At 72.6% G+C, this 21,006-nt stretch carries 18 protein-coding genes; 7 read left to right on the top strand and 11 right to left on the bottom strand.

Translation table 11 applies throughout. The annotated features are described in order from the left end of the window. Positions 1-7: 7 nt before the first annotated feature. From ACFXJ8_RS16450 to ACFXJ8_RS16420, 7 genes are all read right to left on the bottom strand, one after another. Positions 8-961, bottom strand: a complete 954-nt coding sequence (locus ACFXJ8_RS16450) for a hypothetical protein (protein ID WP_379644732.1) — start codon at positions 959-961, stop codon at positions 8-10. Continuing rightward, on the bottom strand, positions 958-3,381 hold the full coding sequence (locus ACFXJ8_RS16445) for an AAA family ATPase (RefSeq protein ID WP_379644731.1): 2,424 nt from the start codon (positions 3,379-3,381) through the stop codon (positions 958-960). Before ACFXJ8_RS16445 ends, ACFXJ8_RS16450 begins: the two co-directional genes overlap by 4 nt. Next, positions 3,381-4,520, bottom strand: a complete 1,140-nt coding sequence (locus ACFXJ8_RS16440) for an exonuclease SbcCD subunit D (protein ID WP_379644730.1) — start codon at positions 4,518-4,520, stop codon at positions 3,381-3,383. The genes ACFXJ8_RS16445 and ACFXJ8_RS16440 overlap by 1 nt, the downstream gene beginning before the upstream one ends. Before the next feature lie 10 nt (positions 4,521-4,530). Further along, positions 4,531-6,285 carry an ATP-binding protein gene (locus ACFXJ8_RS16435; protein ID WP_379644729.1) on the bottom strand — a complete coding sequence of 585 codons (1,755 nt, stop codon included), beginning with the start codon at positions 6,283-6,285 and terminating at the stop codon, positions 4,531-4,533. 197 nt (positions 6,286-6,482) lie between these two features. Further along, the gene (locus ACFXJ8_RS16430; RefSeq protein ID WP_379644728.1) at positions 6,483-7,154 is read right to left on the bottom strand and encodes a helix-turn-helix domain-containing protein; all 672 of its coding nucleotides are present in this window, start codon (positions 7,152-7,154) and stop codon (positions 6,483-6,485) included. Between the two features lie 35 nt (positions 7,155-7,189). Next, positions 7,190-7,915, bottom strand: a complete 726-nt coding sequence (locus tag ACFXJ8_RS16425; RefSeq protein WP_379644727.1) for a ThuA domain-containing protein — start codon at positions 7,913-7,915, stop codon at positions 7,190-7,192. Beyond that, entirely contained in the window at positions 7,803-9,056 is a 1,254-nt protein-coding gene (locus tag ACFXJ8_RS16420) for an MFS transporter (RefSeq protein WP_379644726.1), read from the bottom strand. The genes ACFXJ8_RS16425 and ACFXJ8_RS16420 overlap by 113 nt, the downstream gene beginning before the upstream one ends. 66 nt (positions 9,057-9,122) lie before the next feature. Here ACFXJ8_RS16420 and ACFXJ8_RS16415 point away from each other — a divergent pair, with 66 nt between their 5' ends. The 3 genes from ACFXJ8_RS16415 (at position 9,123) to ACFXJ8_RS16405 (ending at position 13,125) form a co-directional block, all read left to right on the top strand. Continuing rightward, positions 9,123-10,034, top strand: coding sequence for a LysR family transcriptional regulator (locus ACFXJ8_RS16415; RefSeq protein WP_379644802.1), 912 nt, complete (start codon positions 9,123-9,125; stop codon positions 10,032-10,034). Between the two features lie 47 nt (positions 10,035-10,081). Beyond that, entirely contained in the window at positions 10,082-10,705 is a 624-nt protein-coding gene (locus ACFXJ8_RS16410) for a PepSY domain-containing protein (protein WP_379644725.1), read from the top strand. A gap of 98 nt (positions 10,706-10,803) precedes the next feature. After that, complete coding sequence (locus ACFXJ8_RS16405; RefSeq protein WP_379644724.1) at positions 10,804-13,125, top strand: heparinase II/III family protein; 2,322 nt, start codon at positions 10,804-10,806, stop codon at positions 13,123-13,125. Here ACFXJ8_RS16405 and ACFXJ8_RS16400 read toward each other — a convergent pair. Beyond that, a complete protein-coding gene (locus tag ACFXJ8_RS16400) occupies positions 13,103-13,972 on the bottom strand; it encodes a 3-methyladenine DNA glycosylase (RefSeq protein ID WP_379644723.1) in 870 nt (289 codons plus the stop codon). The genes ACFXJ8_RS16405 and ACFXJ8_RS16400 overlap by 23 nt on opposite strands. 68 nt (positions 13,973-14,040) lie before the next feature. Next, entirely contained in the window at positions 14,041-16,161 is a 2,121-nt protein-coding gene (locus ACFXJ8_RS16395; protein ID WP_379644722.1) for an ATP-dependent RecD-like DNA helicase, read from the bottom strand. A gap of 147 nt (positions 16,162-16,308) precedes the next feature. On the opposite strand from ACFXJ8_RS16395, the gene ACFXJ8_RS16390 reads away from it, so the two are divergent. Then, positions 16,309-17,517 (top strand): hypothetical protein, encoded by a 1,209-nt coding sequence (locus ACFXJ8_RS16390; protein ID WP_379644721.1) that lies wholly within the window; start codon positions 16,309-16,311, stop codon positions 17,515-17,517. A gap of 172 nt (positions 17,518-17,689) precedes the next feature. Next, positions 17,690-18,592 carry a hypothetical protein gene (locus ACFXJ8_RS16385; RefSeq protein WP_379644720.1) on the top strand — a complete coding sequence of 301 codons (903 nt, stop codon included), beginning with the start codon at positions 17,690-17,692 and terminating at the stop codon, positions 18,590-18,592. 6 nt (positions 18,593-18,598) lie between these two features. Here ACFXJ8_RS16385 and ACFXJ8_RS16380 read toward each other — a convergent pair whose 3' ends face one another. Beyond that, positions 18,599-19,003: a hypothetical protein gene (locus ACFXJ8_RS16380; protein WP_379644719.1), complete on the bottom strand. Its 405-nt coding sequence runs from the start codon at positions 19,001-19,003 to the stop codon at positions 18,599-18,601. Between the two features lie 82 nt (positions 19,004-19,085). On the opposite strand from ACFXJ8_RS16380, the gene ACFXJ8_RS16375 reads away from it, so the two are divergent. Together ACFXJ8_RS16375 and ACFXJ8_RS16370 are read left to right on the top strand one after the other, a co-directional pair. Then, positions 19,086-19,937: a hypothetical protein gene (locus ACFXJ8_RS16375; RefSeq protein WP_379644718.1), complete on the top strand. Its 852-nt coding sequence runs from the start codon at positions 19,086-19,088 to the stop codon at positions 19,935-19,937. An 18-nt stretch (positions 19,938-19,955) separates the two neighbouring features. Beyond that, the gene (locus ACFXJ8_RS16370) at positions 19,956-20,594 is read left to right on the top strand and encodes a hypothetical protein (protein WP_379644717.1); all 639 of its coding nucleotides are present in this window, start codon (positions 19,956-19,958) and stop codon (positions 20,592-20,594) included. Here the strand turns inward: ACFXJ8_RS16370 and ACFXJ8_RS16365 are convergent. Continuing rightward, positions 20,563-20,994, bottom strand: a complete 432-nt coding sequence (locus tag ACFXJ8_RS16365; protein WP_379644716.1) for a DUF4259 domain-containing protein — start codon at positions 20,992-20,994, stop codon at positions 20,563-20,565. The genes ACFXJ8_RS16370 and ACFXJ8_RS16365 overlap by 32 nt on opposite strands. Positions 20,995-21,006 lie beyond the last annotated feature (12 nt).

Genomic DNA, 21,006 nt, shown 5'->3' with positions numbered 1-21,006 from the left:
TATCCTATCAGTGAGCGGCGGTGCGCAGGGCCCGGTAGAGGAGCTTGGGATCGCCGAGGCGGTGCCGCAGCAGCTTCTCCAGACCGCCGATGGGCACCAGGTTCTGCGGCGCGCGCGGATCCTTGTAGTCGACTCCTGCCAGCGACGGCAGCACGAGCGTCAGCGTGTCGGCCAGCCGTACGACCTCGTCGCGGTCCAGCTCCGCGCCCGCCTCGCACCTGGCGATGCCCGCCCACGGCGCGGACGAGCGGACCGGCAGGCGCACGTACCAGGCGTGCCGTCGCCAACTGGTGCCCATGAGGAAGACGGGCGTGCGCTGGCCGGGCGCCAGCGCCGAGACGACCGAGCTCTGCGGCCCCGGCAGGTAGGCGGTGTGGTGGGTCTTGATGTAGCCGACGGTGCGCGGCAGGTGGGTGCGCCCGCGCAGCGGCCCGTCGACGAGCAGCAGGTCGTCGGCCTGCGAGCGGTACTTGACCGCCAGATCCACCTCCAGCTGCGTGACCTGCCGCTGCAACGCAAGCGACAGCTCGTCCATGCTCGGGCCGGAGGCCCGCTCGGCGCGGTAGGTCGCGTGCGGGGTCTTGACCTCCGGCGTGTACGGCGAGGCGCTGAACAGCGACCTGCCCACCTCAAGGGCGGCGAGCCTGGCCCCCGAGGGGCCGCACTCGACGATTCCGGCCGCGTAGGAGGCCGCGATGCCGGGAACCGGCATCGGCGAGGACGGGTCGTGCACCCACACGCGCGCGTCGATCCTGCGCACCCCGTCGGCGATCAGCAGCGCCTCGGGCGCGACCGTGCCGGGCGGCGGGTCGACCGGCTTCCAGTCGGCGGCGTCGCGCTCCACGTCGAGGACCAGCTCGGCGCTGGTCGGGCCCAGCTCGGCCAGCGCCTCGACGGACAGCGCCGCCGCGTAGCCCGGATCCCACGGATCGACGGTGAACTCGGTCACGGACGCCGTCATGTCCCCACCCTCCTCAGGTGCGACCCCTTGGCGTCGCGGCCGATCTCGAACCGCACCGGCACCCTGTCGGCCAGCGCGGGAACGTGCGTGACGACGCCGACCATGCGGTCCTGTCCTGCGGCCAGGCGTTCGAGGGTGGTGGCGACCGTGTCGAGGGTGGCGGGGTCGAGCGTGCCGAACCCCTCGTCGAGGAAGATCGAGTCGAGGCTGCGCGCGACGCTGCCCGACAGGGCCAGCGCCAGGGCCAGCGCGGCCTGGAAGGTCTCGCCGCCCGACAGCGTGCGGGCGCTGCGCCGCATGCCCGCCTCGGCGTGGTCGATGACCTCGATGTCGCCCTTGCCGCCGAGCGTCAGCTCATACTGCCCGTCGGACAGCTCACGCAAGGTGTCGGAGGCGGTGACGACCAGGAGTTCGAGAGCTTCCGCGCACAGCCACCGCTCGAAGGCGTTGGCGCGCAGCAGCAGGGTCAGCTCGTGGGCGACCCTGGCCTCCTGCTCCTTCTCGGTGGCGAGCGTCTCAAGGGCCCTGGCGCGTTCGCGGTCCTCCCTGACGCGTTCGAGCCTGCTCTCAGCGCGGGCGACGGCGGTGGCGACGGCCGCGCCGATCTGGTCGGGTACGGCCTGCGCGGGCACCGCGATCTCGTGCTCGGCCAGCAGGCCGACGAGCCTGCCCCGTTCCTGGGTACGGCCCGCCTCGACCCTGGCCAGCTCCGCCTCCCGCTCGGTCAGCGCGGCACGGGCGGCCCGCCCGGCCTCGTCGCGCCAGCCGATCAGCGCGGTCCACGCCCGGTGGAGGTCCTGCCTGTCGACGGGCGGAGGGGCGTTGCCCTCAGGGTGCGCGCCGAGGCTGAGAACACGGTCGCGGGCCACCTCCAGCTCCCGCCATGCCTGCTCGGTCCTGCGCCCCGCCGCCTCGGCCGCGCGCTGCGCCTTCTCCAGCCTGGCCCGGCCCGCCCTGACGGCCTTGCGCGCCTCGGCCACGACCGCGTCGGCCTTGCGCACGGCGGCGATGCGCTCCTCCAGCGCGGTCCGGTCGGCGGGCGGCGGCAGCTCGGCCAGCCTGGCGGCGAACGCGGCAACCTGCTGGTCGAGCATGGCGGCCTCGGTCTCGGCCTTGCCGTACATCGTCCTGGCCCGCTCGGCCTCGGTTCTGGCGGCCGACAGCGCGCGCTCGGCCGTACCGACGTCGGACAGGGCCGGGTGGTGCGGCAGCTCGGTGAGCGGGCGCAGGCAGGTGGGGCAGGGCTCGCCGACCGACAGGCGGGCGGCCAGGTCGGCGGCGGTGTGGGCGTCGCGCAGCAGGTCGCGCTCCCGCTCGGCGGCGGCCAGCGCCCGCGCGGCCTCGCGCGCGGCCTCGGCCAGGTTGGGCAGCGCGTCGCGAGCCTGGGCTGCGGCGGTCCCGGCGGCGGTGGCGGACGCGGTCACCCGCTCGCGCTCGTCGAGGGCGGCCAGGCGCTGCGCGAGGGTCTGCCGGTCACCGAGCGCGGCCAGCTCGTCGTGGGCGCGGTGCTCGGCGGCCTCCAGCGCGGCGACCTCCTCGGCGGCGGCCGTCACGGCGGCGGCGGCCTGCCTGGCGGTCTCGGCGAGCGTCGGCACCTCGGCGGGCATCAGCAGCGACTGCAGCGCCGTGACCCGCGCCGCGACCGCCTCGCGGTCGGCGGTCGCCCTGCGGATCTCCTCCTCGCGGGCGCGCAGCAGGTCGAGGTCGATCCGTCCGGCGAGCTCCCTGAGCCTGGCGACCTGCTCCCCCGCCGCCTGCTCGGCGGCGGCGTCGGCGCCCGCGAGCTTGCCGAGCTGGTCGCGGGCGAACGAGGCGGCCTGCTTGCTCGCCTCCTCCTCGCGTACGGCGCGCTGCCTGATCCGCTCGTAGACGTCGGCGTCGAGGAGCTGGACCAGCAGGTCCTGCCGTTCGCGCGGCGCGGCGTGCAGGAACTCGGCGAAGCGGCCCTGCGGCAGCACCACGCACTGGGTGAAGAACTTGTACTCAAGACCCGTCACGCGCTGCACCTCGACGGTGACGGCGTCGCCCTCGGCGACGGGCCGCAGCACCGCCTCCATCACCTCGGCCAGCTCGCCCCGCACGGCCGGGTCGAGCTCGTCGAGCCTGGCCTCCTTGGTGCGGACCGTGCCCTTGGCGTCGCGCTGGAGCGCCCGGACCACGCCGTGGCGGCGTCCGGCGCTCTCGAAGATCAGCGCGACCTTGCCCGAGGCGGCGGAGGGAGCCAGGGCATGCGCGATGACGTTCTCCTTGCCCCAGCGCGGCACCGTGCCGTACAGCGCGAAGCAGATGGCATCGATCACCGTGCTCTTGCCCGCGCCGGTCGGGCCGACCAGCGCGAAGTAGTCGATGTCGGAGAAGTCGATGGTGAGGGGAGCGCGGAAGCTGCCGAAGTTCTCCAGGTGGAGCAGAAGGGGTCGCATCAGCCGGTCACCTCGTCGTAGAGCCGGTCGAACAGCCCCGCCACCTGGTCGTCGTGGCGTCCGCTGCTGTCGAGGTAGTCGCGGAACAGCTCGCGCGGGCTGCGCGAGGCGCTCGACGCCCTGGGTACGGCACGCACCGGCCGGAACCGCTCGTCGAGCGCCACGTCGAGCGCGCCGGGCAGCAGCTCCCGCACGGTGTCGGCGAGCCCCGGCCGTGGCTTCTCCTCCACGATCACCTTCAGCCACGCGTCGCCGACGTCCATGGCCTCGAGCTGTTCGAGCGTGCCGGTGACCGTGCGCAGCGTGCGGGCCTGCGCGAACGTCACCTCGCGCACCACGGCCGGGCGTCCGGGCGAGACGTCGACGAGCAGCGCGCCCGGCGTGTTGGCCTCCTCGCCGAAGTCGACGGCGATCGGCGAGCCGCTGTACCAGATCGGGCAGGGGCCGGGGATCTGCTGCCTGCGGTGCAGGTGGCCGAGCGCGGCGTACTGGGTGGAGGAGGGGAACGCGGTGGCCTCGAAGTAGTAGGAGAAGATCGACTGCGCCTCCCGCTCGCCGCCGCCGAACGCCCCGCCGGGCAGCGTGCCGTGCGTGGTCACGATGTTGACGGTGTCGGGCTGGAAGGGGGCGGTCAGCGCGCCGAGCAGCTCGCCGATCCTGGCGGCGTAGTCGCGGTTGTGCTCGGCCGGGGTGCCGGTCAGCACCTCCGCCGCGCGCACCACGTACCTGTGCGACAGGAACGGCAGGACGGCCAGCCGTACGGGCTCGCCCGTCCTGGCGGTGAAGGACAGCGTGCCGCCCTTGTCGGGGCGGCGGAAGGCGCCGACGACCTGGATGCCGAGCGCCCCCAGCACCGGGCGGTAGACCTCGAGCAGCTGCGGGTTGTCGTGGTTGCCCGCCAGCACGACGACGTCGCGCCCGTCCTCGCGCAGCGCCATCAGCGCGGGCATGACCAGCGCCTGCGCCTCGGGGGTGGGGGCGGAGGTGTCGAAGACGTCGCCCGCGACGATGACCGCGTCCACGTTCTCCCTGCGGGCGGTCGCCACCAGCTCCCTCAGCACCGCGCGGTGCTCGTCGATGCGGGAGCGGCCTTTGAGCACCTTGCCGACATGCCAGTCGGCGGTGTGCAGGATCTTCATCGGGCTCCGATCAGAACGGCGGGATGTCCTCTTCTTCGTCGACCAGGCCCTGGAACGGGTCCGCACTGGGCTGCCTGATCGGCACCGCCTCCGACGGTCTGGTGGCCCAGGCGGGGAAGGGGAAGGCGACGGCGAGCGGCACCGGGATCTCCGGCTGGGCGACGAACATGGTGCCGGGCTTGGCGATCGTGGCCCGGTCGCGGACGGCCGGGGGCAGCCAGCCGTACTCCGACCTGCTCGCCTCGGCCGGGTCGAGACGGCCCGCCACGCGCACGGCGCTGTTGGAGACGATGCGGCGCTCCACCTCGGAGGCGGTCTGCTGGGCGCCGATGAGGATCACGCCGAGCGAACGGCCGCGCTCGGCCACGTCGAGCAGGATCTCCTTGATCGGCGAGTCGCCCTCGCGCGGGGCGTACTTGTTGAGCTCGTCGAGCACGACGAACAGCAGCGGCCTGGCCGTGCCCGAGCTCTCCTTCCTGGCGAACTCGCCGCGCAGGACCACGCCGACCACGAACCGCTGGGCACGCTCGGGCAGGTTGTGCAGGTCGACGATGGAGACCTGGGCGTCGGAGGTGCGGATCGAGTGGGGACGCCCGCCCGCCACGTCGCCCCTGATGATCGGCGACAGCGGCCTGACCGCGCTGCGCAGGCGGCGCAGGAACGCGTTGACCGTGCCGAGCGGGGTCTGCGCGCCGGTCCAGGTGATCCTGCTCGCCTCGTCCATGAGCTGGTCGCTCAGCAGGTCGACCAGGTCGGAGAAGGTGCGGCACACCCCGCCCTCAGGCAGCTTGACCGCGCCGCCCTCCACCGGCACCGCCCAGGACGCCAGCCGCGCCGCCACCTGCCCGACGAGCAGGGAGTAGCCCGCTCGCTCGTCGTCGGCGTCGGCGAAGACGAAGCGCAGCAGCTCCTCCTCGCAGAACTCGGCGAGCGTCCAGTAGAAGGCGCTGACACCGTGGGTGCGGGCCGCGACGTGCGGCACGGCATTGGGGTCGTTCGGGCGCGGAGGGGCGAAGACGTGCACGCTGCCGAACGGCTTGGCGGGCAGGCCCAGCCGGTCGTAGGCAGCGGTCGCGGCGGCGTCGAGGCGGCTGTTGGGGTGGTCGAGGAAGAGCAGGTCCTCGCCCTTCACCGAGAAGATCAGCGCCTTGGTGTTGGCGGCGTCGCTCTGCAGGACCCCCGAGTTGAAGATCGAGTAGAGGAGGAAGGTGGCGAAAGAGGTCTTCGTCGCCACGCCGGAGACGCCCGAGATGGACACGTGCGCGCCGCGCGTGCCGTCGAGGAAGTCGAAGTTCACGTAGAGGGGCTGGCCGTCGCGGCCGGTTCCCATCGGGATCCTGCGGTCCATCACGTCGAAGTAGAGCGCCTGGTCGCGGTCGCCCGCCCCGGCCCGGTAGACCACCTCGCCCGGCAGCGGCGGCACGAACACCTCGGGCTCGACCCTGGTGACCCGCACCTCGGCCACCTCGACGACGGCGGCGGGCAGCGCGCCGTCGGCGATGAGGAAGACGTCGGAGTCGTAGGCGGCGCCCTCGTGCCTGGCCTCGACGGCCGCCACCACGCCCGCCACCAGCACCTGGCCGTAGCCGGGCACCTCCCTGCGGGTGACCACGACGTCGTCGAGCTGGACGACCCTGCCTGGTTCGAGGCCGATCCAGAAGGAGAGGGGGGAGGCCGCCTGGGTGCCGAGCACCCTGCCGACCGGCTCACCCGACGCGACCGCCCCAGGCGTCGCCGTACGGCCCGCCACTCCGTTCTCGATCACTCAGCCCCTCCGCCCCAACTAATAGAAAACCTGCTAAGTGGACTGCCACTACGGCCCTGACCATGCACGACAGTGGAGTGGCAGTCTGGCGAGCAGGTTTTCTATTAGTAACGCCCTCAACCGAGCGTAATGGCGATGAGGGTGTGGGTTCGGCATCTTCCCTAGGTCCGGTGGGTTTCGCCGAGGGTGGGAGTGGGTCAGAGGATGACGTAGTCGAAGTTGGGCGGCTTGCCGACGGCGCGTTCGAGCTGGCGGAGCACCTTGCGGGGGTCGTCGTTCGGGCCCGCGACGTAGAACGGCTTGCCGTCCCTGCCGAAGGTGATCGTTCCGGCGGTCTTCTCCTCGCCCAGGTGGCTCTCGGCGGGCGCGAAGTCCTCGTGCGGCTCGAAGCCGAGCCCCCTGGCGTACTCGACTGACCCCAGCACCAGCTCCCTGGCCAGCTCGAACGGCGCCTCCTGCCAGCCGGGGAAGTCGGAGAAGAAGTAGTCGCGGAAGCGGCGCAGCTCCCGCTCGTCCATGGTGTCGGGACCGAGGGTGTTCTTGACGCCCAGGCAGTAGGTGTCGATCAGGTAGCCGCAGACCAGGAACTTGTCCCAGCCGTGCTTACGGGCGACGAGCACGCACACGGTGCCGTTGGTGCCGTCGTCGGTGGGGGCCTCGTCGACCCAGCCGTTCGCGGTGAGGCCGACGCTCCAGCCGGTGTTGACCCAGCTTCCGACGACCTCCCCCGCCTCGCCAGCGGGGGCCTCGGCCGCGATCGCCCGCACCAGCGGCGCCACCTTCGCCGGCGGCACACCCAGCGCGCGGGCGATCTCCTTGGGCGACTTGCCCTGGCCGCGCAGTTCGCGAACCTTGTCAATCAGCTCCATAAGGATGGGACTTTAGCCCCTCCCCCGCGCCCGGCTTACCAGGTGATCGGGGTGTGGGCGTTGCGCAGGGGCTCGCCCGCGCCGTCGGGCGGCGCCGCCCAGAGGACGGCGTTGGCGACCACCCGCAGGACGCCCTCGTGGTAGAAGACCGGGTACTTCTGGTCGCCCGGGCTGAAGTAGAAGATCCGGCCCTTGCCCCTGCGGTAGCAGCAGCCGCCGCGGAAGACCTCGCCACCGCTGAAGGAGCTGATGAAGACCAGCTCGTCGGGGGCGGGGATACCGAACGGCTCGCCGTAGGTCTCGTGCTGCTCGATGACGAGCGGGCTCGGCACGCCCGCCGCGATCGGGTGCGCGGGGTCGACCGTCCAGACCAGCTCGCGCTCTCCCGCGTCCCGCCAGGTCAGCGTGCAGGTGGTGCCCATCAGGACGCGGAAGATCTTCGAGTAGTGGCCAGAGTGGAACACCAGCAGGCCCATGCCGCCGAGCACGCGTTCGTGGACACGGGCGACGACCTCGTCGGAAACCTCCTCATGGGCGGCGTGCCCCCACCAGGTCAGCACGTCGGTCCCGGCCAGGACCTTCTCGGTCAGGCCGTGGGAGGGCTCGTCCATGGTCGCGGTCCTGACCGTGACCCGCTCGCCCAGCCGTTCACGCAGCCCTGCGGCTATCGCCCCGTGTATGCCATCCGGGTAGCGCCGTCTGACGTCCTCCTCCTGTCGTTCGTGCACGTTCTCGCCCCACACCGTGACGTTGATGGTCACGCCGCCTTCTCCCTTCGGTCAGCACTCCCGCCATCGCCGCCAGCAGCCAGGCGGCGGTGACCACGACCAGCCAGTTCCAGCCTGCCTTGCCGTACACGATGCTGCCCAGCGTGCCACCGGCACTGCTGCCCACGTAGAAGAAGAGCGTGTACACGCCGGAGACGTGGCCGCGGGCGCCCTCGGGGGCCTGGGCGGCGGCCCAGCCGTTGGCGACGGCGTGCGCGGCGAAGAAGCCGCCGGTCAGCACGATCAGGCCGATGACCACCAGGACGAGGTTGTCGGGGATGGTCAGCAGCGTACCGAGGACGGTGACCAGGAGGGCGGCGACGAGGACGGGGCGCTTGCCGTACCTGCCGACGAGCCGGCCGGCCGTGCTCGACGAGAGGGTGCCCATGGCGTAGGCGAGGAAGACCAGCGAGGCGATGGCGGGGGCGAGGCCGAGCTCGTGGATGAGCCGGAACCCGGCGGCGTTGTAGACGGCGACGAAGGCGCCCACGCCTGCCGCGGCCACGCCGTACTGGGCCAGGAGGACGGGGCGGCTGAAGGCCGCCCGCAGGCCGCCGCCCCGCCTGACCCTGGGGCGGACGGGCGCGGGCGGCAGCGTGAGGACGGTGACCACCGCGCACACCGCGGACAGGCCCGCGACGGCGGCGAGCGCGCCGTGCCAGCCGAGAGGTTCGGCGACCAGCCCGGCCGCCAGGCGGCCCGCCATGCCGCCGACCGAGTTGCCGGCGATCATCGCGCCGACCGCGGCCGCCACGCCGGCCCCGCCGAGCAGGTCCATGAGATAGGCGGCGGCGACGCCGGGAAAGCCCGCGATGGCGATGCCCTGCAGCGCCCGCAGGACCAGCAGGGTCTCGAAGGTCGGCGCGAGCGGCAGCAGCAGGCCTAGCACGACCGAGGCGACGACGGAGACGAGGATGATCCGCCTCCTGCCGACGACCTCCGACAGCGCGGCCACGGGCAGCACGGCGACGGCGAGCGCGCCCGTCGCCACCCCGATCGCGAGGGAGGCGCCGCCCGGGTCGAGCCGGAAGTCCGCGGCGAGCTGGGGCAGGACCGACTGCGGCGCGTAGAGAAGAGCGAAGGAGGCGATGCCCGCGGCTGCGATGCCGACGGTCACCCGAGCTGCGATAACCACACCCAAGAAACTAAGCAAAGCTAATAAATACGTCCAATACCGCAATATGCGAAAATTCATACTGTGATGGATGAATGGGCGCCCAACCTGGAACTCCTGGCCGCGATCAGAGAGACCGAGCACGTGACCAGGGCGGCCGAGCTGCTCGGCGTGCCCCAGCCCACGGTGAGCAGACGGCTGGCCGCGCTGTCCAAGGCGGTCGGCACTCCGCTGGTCGTCCCGCACGGCAGGGGCGTCAGGCTGACCAGAGCCGGTCACACCCTCGCCGACGCGGCGGTCCGCGCGCTGGCGGTGATGGCGACGGGCATCAGGGAGGTGCGCGAGGAGATCGACCCGGGCACCGGGCGGATCGTGCTCGGCTTCCTCCACCTGCTCGGCCGCTCGCTCGTGCCCACGCTGGTGGGCGGTTTCCGCGAGCGGTATCCGAGAGTCCGGTTCAGCCTGATCCAGGACTCTCGGCAGGTGATCCTGCGGCGGCTGCGCGAGGGCGAGATCGATCTGGCGTTCTTCGCGCCGCTGCCCGCCGACGACCCCGACCTGACCGGCACGCCGCTGGCCAGGCAGGAGCTGATGCTCACCGTCCCCGTCACGCACCGCCTGGCCCGGCGCAGGCGGGTACGCGTCGCCGAGCTGGCCGACGAGGACTTCGTCACCCTGGAGCAGGGGTACGGCGTACGCCAGATCACCGACGACCTGTGCGCCGCCGCCGGGTTCAAGCCCCGCATCACCTTCGAGGGCCAGGAGGCGGAAACCGTGCGCGGCCTGGTCACCACGGGCCTCGGGGTGGCCCTGCTGCCCGGATACGGGATCGCGCCGCTGCAGGGCGTGGTCGAGATCCCGCTCTCACCTGCGGTGTTCCGCACGATCGGGGTCGTCAGGCCGGCCCAGCTCACCCCGGTGGTGCGGGCCTTCCACGAGTACGCGGTGTCGCAGCCGCGCGACTTCGGGCCCGAGTTCAGCCCGCTCGGAGGTTGTTAGCGGTGCGCTGGGCGTGCCTTTACGACGATCCGGGCAGCGTCATGAGTATGAATGGTGGAAAACGGACAAAGACCATCATCGGCACCGTCTTCGCCGGCTCGGTCCTGCTGGGGGCCGCGGCCTGCGGGACCGACAGCACAGAGTCCGGCACCGTTGCGGCCGAACGCGTGCCCGCGCCCGCCGGCTTCGTGTCACCCACGATGGACCCGAGCATCTCCCCTGGCATGGGGGTGGGCGACATGGAGAGCCTGCAGAAGGCGGGCATGGCCGCCGTGGAGGCGGTCGAGGGTTCCACGCTCATCTCGATCTCGGCCGACGAGCACGGGCGGATCTGGGAGGTCCACGTCGTCGGGACCGACGGCACCGAGCACAGCATGGACATCGAGGCAGCGTCGGGCAATGTCGTCTCAGGGCCCGAGGCCGAGCAGGACGACGCGGCGGAGAAGGCCAAGATCATGGCGCTGGTCAAGGGGGCCGAGCTCACCTACAAGGAGGCGGCGGAGAAGGCCGCCGAGTCGGTGCCCGACGGCAAGGTCGCCGAGCTGTCGCTGGACCGGCACATGGGCAAGGTGGCATGGGAGGCCACCGTCCTCGGCGCCGACGGGGCCGAGAACGAGATCTACGTCGACGCCAAGGACGGCACCGTCATCAAGAACACCCCGACGGGCTGACTCGGCCGACATCGTCGGCCCTCGTCGGCCCTCGTCGGCCCTCGTGGCGCGAGGCGCGCATCGCGCCACGATGATGAGCATCTCGCGATGATGGCGGCATGAGCGACGCGTACACACCCCACTGGCCCGCGATCAGGCGACGGGTCGAGACGCTGCCGTGGGCCGCCACGATCGTCGCCGCCCTCGCCGCCGACTTCACCCGCTGGTCGCACGACCTGGTCATTCCGGGGCCCGAGCAGCCGTCGGCCTGGACGCACCATTACTTCTGCGACGCCGACGGGGCGGCGCTGGTGTTCGATGCGGCCGCTCCCGACCGGCACGCCTGCTCCGCTTGCGACAGGGTCTATGTCGGCGAGCCGTGGGACGGCGCGTGGCGGACCAAGATGCACAACGCCGCCGCCATACAGGCACAGCGCGCCGCGCTGCTGATCCGCCTGTCGGGGGCCAGGCTGTCGCGGGCCGGGCTGTCGGAGGTCGGGCTGTCGGAGGTCGGGCCTTTCGGGGCCGAGCTGTCGGGAACCGGGCTGTCGGGAGCCGGACTGTCGGGAGCCGGGCCTTCGGGGGTGAGGCTTTTGGGCGGCGCAGAACCGGGGGCCGGGCTCTTGGGCGCGGAACCGGGGGCCGGGCTCTTGGGCGGTGTGGAGCCGGGGGCCGGGCTCTTGGGCGGTGTGGAGCCGGGGGCCGGGCTCTTGGGCGGTGTGGAGCCGGGGGCCGAGCTCGAGCGGATCGCCGCCGCCTACGCCCACGGCTACCTCTCCTACCAGCCGCACGGGGTCAACGCGGGTCAGGGCAGGGTCCTGCCGCAGTCGCTCGACGAGGCGGTCTGGGCCGTCGGACTGCTGCGCGCGCTGCGGTGGGCGGGCGACGTCCTCAGCCCTTCGACCTCCACGGCCGTCGACGCCATGGCGCGGGCGATCGCCGAACTGCTGCGCCCGCAGGTCGGCATGGTTCACAACATCCACTGCTGGCTGCTGGCCGCGCTGGCCGAATGCGCCGCCAGGCTCGGCGACCGCGAGCTGATGACGTGGTGCCGCGACTCCCCCTTCGGCGCGCAGGCCCAGGTCCTCGACGGCTTCCATCCGGAGGGCCTCTGGTACGAGGTCAACGCCCACTACCACTACTACGCGGTCGCCGCCCTCCTGTCCTACCGCGAGGCCGCCGGGCCCGACGGCCTGTCGAAGCGGGCGGCGCTGCGCCTGTCACGCGCGATCGCCGCCCCGCCGTCCCTCGCCTACGCCGACACCCGCCTGCCCGCCTACGGCGACGGCTGGGCCGAATGCCACGTCGGCGACTTCGCCCCCCAGGCCGAGGCTGCCTACGCGATCCTGCCCGAGGCGCCGGTCGACCTCGCCCCCTACTACGAGACCCCCTCCCACGAGGCTTCCTCCCGCGAGACCCCCTCACACGAAGCCCCCTCCTGCGAGGCTTCCTCCCGCGAGACCCCCTCACACGAAGCCCCCTCACACGAGGCCTCCTCCTGCGAGCGGCCGCTGCGGGGTCCGGTCCGTCCGTGGTTCGGCGACCCGGCGACCGTGCCGGGGTGCGTGGAGATCCAGGGCCGCTGCTCCTCCGTCGCCGCCCTGCTCTTCGGCCCCGACGACGTGCCCGCGCGCTCCGGTTCGCGGGCGTCGTTCGTGTGGCCGCACGCGGGGATCGGGGTGCTGCGCTCCCCCGCGGTACGGCTGGCGATGCGGTTCGGGCCCGACGGCGGCTGGCACGACCACCGCGACAAGCTCAACGTCGATGTCGAGACCGTCACCGGCTGGACCAGCCTCGACCTCGGCACCAGCGGGTACGGGTCGGAGTTCACGGCGTGGATGCGCTCGCCCTACGCCCACAACCTGGTGATCGTCGACGGAGCCCGGCAGCCCGCGCACACCGGACGGCTGCTGGAGTCGTCCGCGCGCCACCTCGTGGCGGAGTCGGCGTGGGAGGGAAACGTGCTGCGCCGTTCGGTCGAGGTGACGGGGCACGGGTGGAGCGACGAGTTCGCGGTCACGCTCGCCACGGCGGGACGCATCGAGTGGGTCTTCCACGGCGACGGCCCCTTCGCCGCCATCACCACCACCGACCAGCCGGACGCGCCGGTCCCGGTGGATGCGCTGCCGCGCCCGTTGCGTGATGTGCGCCCGGACCCCGAAGAGGAGGGGTCGCCCGACATGCCCCCAGAGCTTGGGGAGACTACCTGGCGTGATGTGCGCCCGGTCGCCGTGCCGCCCGACCGGGTTCTGCGCGGCACGTGGGACGTCGACGGCGCGCCCCGCCTGGCGCTTGCCGTACCCGAGGGGTTCGAGGCCTACGCGGCGACGGCCCCCGGCAATCCGAACGGACGCCCGCTCGGCGTCCTCCTCCTGCGCGGGCACGGCGACCACGCCCGCTTCCACGCGACCTTTGACGTCAGCCGGGAACGCTCGCGCTGACCAGCAGCCCCCGGCAGAGCTCCACCAGCGTACGGCGCAGCGGCGCGGCCCGCTCGGCGAAGCCCCGCTGGGCGGCCGCGTAGGCGACCCTGCCCTCGGGCGTCTCGATCGGGACCGGCTCGTAGCCGAGCGCGCTCAGGTCGTAGGGGCTGGCCCGCATGTCCAGGGTCCTGATGTCACGGGCCAGCTCGAAGCAGTCGGCGACCAGCTCGCTCGGCACCAGCGGCGACAGCTTGTAGGCCCACTTGTACAGGTCCATGTTGGCGTGCAGGCAGCCGGGCTGCTCCAGCTCCGCCTGGCGTTCGCGGGTGGGACGCAGGACGTTGAGCGGCCTGGCGGCCTCGGTGAAGAACCTGAACGCGTCGAAGTGGCTGCACCGGACGCCCCTGCGTTCGACGACGGCGGCGATCCGCTCGGGCGGCATGCGCAGCGGCTGGGCGGCGTGCCGTACCTCGTCGGCGGGTTGCTTGTAGACCATCGCCCACTCGTGCATGCCGAAGCAGCCGAACTGCCCCTGCCGCGACGCCGTCGCCGACAGCAGCGCGGCGGTCCACTCGACCATCGCCCTGCGCTTGGCCACCAGCCGCTCGACGTCGACGGTGGCGCCGTCGTCGGTGTCGAGGTAGTCGGCCCCGTAGCCGCGCGCCCCCGCCAGCACGACGCCCGCGCCCGGATGCCACCTGCGCAGCCGCCCCGGGCGGTAGCCGTAGTAGTCGAACAGGAAGTCTTCGACCGGGTGGGCCGTGCCTTCCTTGCGGCGGCTCAGGTGCGGCCCGACCCAGGCGTCGACCCGCCGCTGATGCGCCTCGGCCCGCGCCTGCCACTCCCGCTCGTCGAGGATCCTCACCGTTTCATCGTAGGAATCCCGCGCAGTGCTCGCGTACTGCAGCCGCGGCCCCGGGCGCAGTCAGCGGGTCAGCCGGTCAGGGTCAGGGTGAGGCGGCGGGTCAGGCCGGTGTTGCGGCGCTGGCCGAGCCGGTGGACGGCCAGCTCCAGCGCCTCCCGCTGCCCGACCAGCACCACCCACGCCTTGGCCCTGGTGACCAGCGTGTAGAGCAGCCGACGGCGCAGCATCACGCCGCCCGCCTCCACCACCAGCGGCGCGACCACGAACGGGTATTCGCTGCCCTGCGACCGGTGCACGCTGATCGCGTAGGCGTGGGTGAGGTCGTCGAGCTCGTCGAACCCGTAGGTCACCACGTCGCCCTCGTCGATGAGCACCTCCACAACGCGTTCCTCCCTGTCGAGGGCGACGACCGTGCCCGTCTCGCCGTTGAAGACGCCTTTGTCGTAGTTGTTGCGGATGGGCATGACCCGGTCGCCCACCCGGTAGACCGACGCGCCCGACCAGTGCTCGGGGGCGCCGTCGCGGGCGGGGTTGAGCCGCTCCTGAATGAGCCGCCCGAGCTCCGCCGTACCCGCGTCGCCCTTACGCATGGGGCAGAGCACCTGGACCTGGTCGGGCCGCACGCCCTGCTTGGCGGGGATCGCCTCGGTCGCCAGGTGCACGACCCGTGCCGCGACCGCCGAGGGGTCGTCGAGCTCCTCGAACCAGAACCCGCCCCCTCCAGGGGTGTACGGCACCGCCCCCGCCCTGATCTGGTGGGCGGCCTGGACGATGCCGCTGCCCTCGGCCTGCCTGAAGACGTGCGTGAGCCGCATCCGCGGGATCGCCTCAACGCGCAGCAGGTCGGACAGCACGCTGCCGGGACCGATGCTCGGCAGCTGGTCGCTGTCGCCGACCAGCAGCAGGTGGCTGCCCGCGGGGATCGCCGAGCACAGCCGCGTGGCCAGGTGGAGGTCGAGCATGGAGGCCTCGTCGACGACGACCAGGTCGGCCTGCGCGGGCGTCTGGTCGAACAGCTTGTCAGGATCGGGCTGTACGGCCAGCATCCGGTGCACGGTCGTCGCGGGCAGCCCCGTCAGCTCCGCCAGCCGCTTGGCCGCCTTTCCCGTGGGCGCGCAGAGCGTGACGGCGCCGCCCATCGCCCGCACGGTCGAGGCGATCACCTTCACGGTGTGGCTCTTGCCGCATCCCGGGCCGCCCGTGAGGACCGAGACCGTGCTCGTCAACGCCATGGTGACGGCGGCCCGCTGGTCCTCGTGCAGGTCGGGGTCGTCGCTGAAGGCGCGCAACGGCATCGTCGAGCGGGCGCCGAACAGCCGGGCCAGCTCCGCGGACAGCTTGAGCTCGCGGCTGTGGTGCTCCTTGGAGTAGACGACCAGGTCGTCGTCGCTCTCCTCGACGACGACGCGGCGCTCGGCCAGCAGCGCGTCGACCATCCGGCTGACGAGCTCCTCCTCAAGCTCCAGCCGTTCGGCGGTGCGGGCGATCAGCGCGGGCAGCGGAAGGAAGCAGTGGCCGTCGCGGGCGGCCGCCGCCTCCAGCCGGTCGACGATCGCCGCCTTGACCCGCTGCGGGCTGCGCTCGGGGACGCCCGAACGCAGCGCGATCCGGTCGGCCGTGGCGAACGCGACACCCCTGACGCGGCCGATGAGCTGGTAGGGGTCGGAGGTGAGGATCTCGGCCGACGCCTCGCCGTACACCTGGAAGATCTTGGCGGCCAGCAGCGGGCTGACGCCGAACCCCTGCAGCACCACCATCAGCGCGGCGACGGCCTTCTGCTCCTTCCACGCCTCGACGATCTGCGCCTGGCGGGCCGGACCGATGTTGATCACTTCGGTGAGCCGCTCGGGCGCCGTGTCGATCACGGTGAGCGTGGCCTCGTCGAAGTGACCGACGATCGCCTGGGCCAGGCGCGAGCCGATGCCGCGGATGAGGCCGGAACCGAGGTAGAGCTGGATGGCGTGGACCGTGGACGGGACGACGCGCTCGCACGCGGTGACGGCGAAGCGCTTGCCGTAAGTGGCGTGCTCCTCCCACCCGCCCTCCAGCCGCAGCGTCTCGCCCGGCTGCACCCCGGCGAGCGCCCTGCCGGAGGCGACGAAGCCGGAACCCTTGGCCTCGCTGCTCATGCGGGCGACGGTGTAGGCGTCTTCTCTGACGTACACCAGCTGCTCGACGGATGCCTCCACGCACAGGATCCAACCACGCGCCGCCGACATTCAGCGGACCGTCTGAACCCGGCCTGCCGCCGCCTCGGTTTCCCGTCCGGGCCCCGAACGACCGCCCCGGCCTTTGACACGTTGACGGCCGGGCGGGCCGGGGCCCATGATCCCCTGGTGGACGCCCTCCTGCGGGAAACGGACTGGCACGCGCTGCGCCACGCGTACGGCGACGCCTCGGACGCCCCCGACCACCTGCGCGCCCTGATCGGCGACGACCCCGAGCGCCGCGCCGAGGCGGTCGCATACCTGGACGCCGCGATCCTTCACCAGGGCAGCGCCGACTCGGCCACCGCCCCCGTCGCCCTCGTCGTGGCGCGCCTGCTCGGCCACCCCCGCCTCGCCGAGGCCGTGGAGAACATCTTTCCCTGGGACGACGAGCCACGGCCGCTCCGCTCGGCCCTCCTCGACTTCCTTGCCGGAGTCGCCGAGGCGTGCGACTTCGGCACTGCGGAAGAGGAGCTGCTGGCCGCCGCCTACCCCGAGGGCCGCGCCGAGGCCGACCTCCAGCGCCTGATCGCGGACTTCTACGCGGCGCAGGCGGACTTCGTCCCCGGCAAGAGCGAGCTGCCCGCCGCGATGAGCGCCGCGTGGAAGGATCCGCACCTTGGCAAGGCGACGGCCGCCCGCTCCGTCCTCGGCTGCCGTGCCGTCGCCGGTGACCTCCTCGACAACGTCCTGCCCTTCCTCGACGACGCTGACGAAGCGGTACGCATCCGGGCGCTCAACGTCATCACCCACCTGCTGCCCGGGCCCTCGGGAGAAACCGTCACCTCGGCGATGCTGGCCCGCCTCGACGCCGCCTCGGTCAGGGAACGCGCGCAGATCGCGCTGGCACTCGGCCACGGCGACGCCATGCCGTACCGGCTGCTGACCGACGACCACCCCGCCGTCCGCGCCTGCGCCGCCCTGTCGCCTGGCCTGGCCGCCGACGACCGCGCCACCGCCGAACTCCTGTCAGCCCTCGCCGACCCCCGCACCGCCGACAGCTGGTTCGACGGGCCCCTGCCTCATGTGGACGGCTGGTTCAGGTTCGCCCTGGTGAAGGCGGCCGTGGCCAGAGTCGCGACGTTCGAGGACCTGCTGCCCGCCGCCCTGGCCATCGTCCCGCTCGCCTCGTCCTACACGGTCGACTCCGACTGGGGACCGCTGCTGAAGGCGGCCTTCCCCGAGCCCGCGACGACGCGGCTCTCGGCAGCCCAGCACGCCTTGCTGACCGCGCTCGTTGACAACGCGGAACTCTGGACCGGCGTCGCCAACCCGATCCCGTGGCTGCGCGAGGCGGGCCTGCCTGAAGACAGGGAAAGCTACAGGGACCTCCTCTGAGACCGCCGATTCGATCGCCCTGGCAACCGGCGGTCAACACGCCATGAGGACAGCGATCGCACGGTAAGCCCTGAGGAGAACCCGGCTCGTGGGCGGCTGATCCCCCTGTAGGGGGAGGTGGTTCCCCTTTTCAGGTGAGGGTCGTGGTCCCGTTGTGCGACAGCGTGGTGGCATGACGCGATGGATGACGTGGGCGCCGTGGGGCGCGATGGTCGGCGCACTGGCCTACGGGGGTGTGCAGGCCTACTGGGCGGTCGGGCACGCACCGGCCTGGGTGCTCGGCTACGACGTGACGTTCCCGTCGTGGGCGGTGGTCGCCCTGTGCGCGGGTGTCGTCCTCGTGGTCGCGGGGTTGCGGGCCAGCGGGGGCCGGCTGCCGCTGGTGCTGGCGGCCTACGCGCTGGGCGTCGCGCTCGTGGCGGCCTCGGCGGTGCTCCTGCTGGACGTCGTCGGCGGCATCCTTCCCGGCCTGGGCATTCCCCGCGACCTGCCCGCGTTCCTGAGCAGGGCGGGCTGCGCGTCCGTCGGGCTGCTCGCGGCGGCCACCGGCCTGTCGTGGCAGCGCCGCCGTACGGCGGGCTGCCTGCGGTGTGTCGGCGTGCCGCGCCTCGACGCGACCCCGCGCTGGGGCTACGTCGCGGCCTACGCGGCGGTGGCGGGCTGCCTGGTCAGGATCGTCGCGCAGCTGACCATGGGCGTCGACATCCCGTACGCCGCCAGCCCCTCCCTGCTGATCTTCGAGTTCGGTTTCCTGCTCGCCGGTGTCCTGCTGCCCCATGCGCTGGTGCACGGGTGGGGGAAGGTCTGGCCCCGCTGGGTGGTACCGCTGGCGGGCCGCAGGGTGCCGCGATGGCTGGTCATGGGGCCCGGGTTCGCGATCTCGGCGGCGATGCTGGCCTACTTCGGCACGGGCGTCACGCAGATGGTGCGGGAGACCGTCGACGGCACCCTTCAGGAGCCGGCGTTCATGTGGGTGGCCGTTCCCGCCTACGTCGTGTGGGGCCTCGGGCTCGCCGTCGCGTCGGTCTCCTACTACCTGATCACCCGCCCCGCCTGCGCCTCTTGCGGCCGCTGACCGGCGCTAACCGCCCTGGGTGTAGATGGTCTTCCAGCGGGAGCAGCGTCCCGTCGCCCTGGTGTCGCTCCCTCTGCACACCCTGAGCTTGATCTGCAGCACACCCCCGATGCTCTTGCGGAAGCCGGCCGTCCCTGGGACGCAGTTGGCGAACCGTGCGCTACGCCAACGACCGTTCTCGCTGCTCATCGCCCTGATCTGGACCCAGGAGCAGCCCGAGCCCCTGGTGTCGGCCAGCTTGCCGTACACGACGAAGCCCGACTGACCGACGGCGACCGCGCCCCTGGCCTGCGCGTGCCCGTCGGTGGAGTGGACGGGCCCCCACTTCCAGACGGTGGGATCGGCGACGGCGGGGGCGGCGCCGGCGAGGACGATGGCGGCAGCGGCGGTCACGCCGAGAAGTCTGTTCATGACGTCCAGGTGTACGGCTGTCCACTTGCGCCCGGCTTGGAACCGCGTTGAACCGGCCGGCGCCCGCGCCCGTCTCACAGGCATGAGAGGCAGCCTGCTCGTGGTCCTGCTCGTGACGCTCACCGCCTGCGGAACGGCACCGGCGGCGACCGCCCCCTCGACGCGGTACCAGGCCGATATGACCGTGCTGTCGAACGCCGAGCACGGCCCCCAGCTCTGCGCCATGGTCGCCCAATCCTTGCCGCCCCAGTGCGGCGGTCCCGACATCGTCGGGTGGGACTGGACGACGGTCGAGCACGAGTCGCGCGACGGCGTGCGCTGGGGCGAATACCACGTGGTCGGCACCTGGGACGGCGACAGGCTCACGCTCACCGAGCCTGCGCGCCCCGCCGAGCGCCGCGACACCCCGCGCGACAGGCCCGACCTCACCACCCCGTGCCCGAGGCCCGAGGGCGGCTGGCGTCCCGTCGACCCGTCGAAGGCCACCGAGGAGGCGATGGCGGCCGCGATCGCCAGGGCCGCCCGGCTCCCCGGGTACGCGGGCAGCTGGCTGGACCAGGGCTATCTCAAGGAGATCGACGGCTACGACCCCGACGACCCCCGATCCGTGGAGCGCCACACCAACGACCCGAAGCGCCTCGTGCTGAACCTGCGCTTCACCGGCGACCCCGCCGTCCACGAGCCCGCCATCCGCGAGGTGTGGGGCGGCGCGCTGTGCCTGAGCCGCGCCGAGCGCACCGCGGCCGAGCTTCGGACGCTGCAGGAGCGGGTGTCGAAACAGTTCAAGGGCGCGTTCAGCGTCTCGGCCGACGAGCTGGCGGGCCAGGTCAAGGTCGGCGTCTGGGTGGTCACGCCACAGCTCCAGCGACAGGTCGACGACACCTACGGCAAGGGCCTGGTGGTCCTCCACGGCTTTCTCCAATCGGTGAACTGACGCGAGTAAGCTGCGCGGGTGCTTCCTGATCTGCCGTGGCCCTCGATGACCCACCGCGACTCCACGTCCGCGCTGGTGCTGGCGGGCTGGACCCCGTGCGGCGTCGGCGACTGGGCGACGGGGCTGCGCTCGCCCGACGGGCTGTGGGTCGCCAGGGTGTGCCCGTTCGACCCGGCCTACGCCGCCTTCCTCGACCTGTGCCGCCGCAGGCCGGGCAACCCCTACCTGCCGCGCGTCGCCTTCGACACGCCGCTGGACGGCGGCGGCACGCTGGCCGTGCTGGAGTTTCTCACGCCGCTGGAGCCCGCGCGGGCCGAGGAGGTCGCGCGCCGGTGGCGGGAGGGCGCGGGCGACGCCGCACTCGACGAGGTACGGCAGGCGGCCGCCGCCGTCGACGCCGAGTATCGGGCGCGGCTGCCCTGGTGGGACGGCATCGACCTGAACCCCGGCAACGTACGGCAGGCCCTCGACGGGCGCATCGCGGTCATCGACATCTTCTGCATGGACGGGGCCTCGCTCTACGGGCAGGTCCTGAAGGACGCCGACGTCGTCCGCGAGAAGCTGCCCGCCAGCCGCCACCTCCTCGACATCCCGTTCATCGCCCGCGAAAGCACGCCCGAAGAGATCAGGGCGCTCCAGGAAGCGTGGTCCGGGTGAGCGCCTCCCTGATGGGCGCGACGGCCGCCGCCGCCTGACTGCCCGCGTCGGCCTCCTCCCACAGCTCGCGCCACTCCGAGCCCTCTCCCGCGACCCGGTCGAGCGCGCGAACCGCCAGCGCCGCCACGTCGTCGGGGACCTCGACGCCGCCGCCCGCCCGCAGGAACTCCGGCGCGTAGGCCGACGTGATCGGCGGCCCGCCGCGCTGCGCGGCGACGATCGCCGCCGCCGCGAGCGCCTCGCACGCGACGTCGCTGTCGAGGTAGCCCTCCTGCTCGACGACGGTCGCCAGCGCCCGCCTGATCAGCCCCGGCCGCTGCGCGGCGTCGGCATCCTGCAGGTCACCACACCAGTCGGCGGCCGTGTCGTTGTCGAACGGCCCCACATCCCACGTTCCCATGAGGGATGTTGT

This window comes from Nonomuraea sp. NPDC059194, from assembly GCF_042754765.1.
GTDB lineage: Bacteria > Actinomycetota > Actinomycetes > Streptosporangiales > Streptosporangiaceae > Nonomuraea.
The sequence above is the reverse complement of the archived record's forward strand: the minus strand, read 5'-3'. Positions and strand labels throughout refer to the sequence as shown.

Bases quoted from the DNA above. Each gene is read 5' to 3' on its own strand.
- ACFXJ8_RS16450 (WP_379644732.1), bottom strand. From the start codon at position 961: ATGACGGCGTCCGTGACCGAGTTCACCGTCGATCCGTGGGATCCGGGC.
- ACFXJ8_RS16445 (WP_379644731.1), bottom strand. From the start codon at position 3,381: ATGCGACCCCTTCTGCTCCACCTGGAGAACTTCGGCAGCTTCCGCGCT.
- ACFXJ8_RS16440 (WP_379644730.1), bottom strand. From the start codon at position 4,520: ATGAAGATCCTGCACACCGCCGACTGGCATGTCGGCAAGGTGCTCAAA.
- ACFXJ8_RS16430 (WP_379644728.1), bottom strand. From the start codon at position 7,154: ATGGAGCTGATTGACAAGGTTCGCGAACTGCGCGGCCAGGGCAAGTCG.
- ACFXJ8_RS16415 (WP_379644802.1), top strand. From the start codon at position 9,123: ATGGATGAATGGGCGCCCAACCTGGAACTCCTGGCCGCGATCAGAGAG.
- ACFXJ8_RS16410 (WP_379644725.1), top strand. From the start codon at position 10,082: ATGAATGGTGGAAAACGGACAAAGACCATCATCGGCACCGTCTTCGCC.
- ACFXJ8_RS16405 (WP_379644724.1), top strand. From the start codon at position 10,804: ATGAGCGACGCGTACACACCCCACTGGCCCGCGATCAGGCGACGGGTC.
- ACFXJ8_RS16385 (WP_379644720.1), top strand. From the start codon at position 17,690: ATGACGCGATGGATGACGTGGGCGCCGTGGGGCGCGATGGTCGGCGCA.
- ACFXJ8_RS16380 (WP_379644719.1), bottom strand. From the start codon at position 19,003: ATGAACAGACTTCTCGGCGTGACCGCCGCTGCCGCCATCGTCCTCGCC.
- ACFXJ8_RS16375 (WP_379644718.1), top strand. From the start codon at position 19,086: ATGAGAGGCAGCCTGCTCGTGGTCCTGCTCGTGACGCTCACCGCCTGC.
- ACFXJ8_RS16365 (WP_379644716.1), bottom strand. From the start codon at position 20,994: ATGGGAACGTGGGATGTGGGGCCGTTCGACAACGACACGGCCGCCGAC.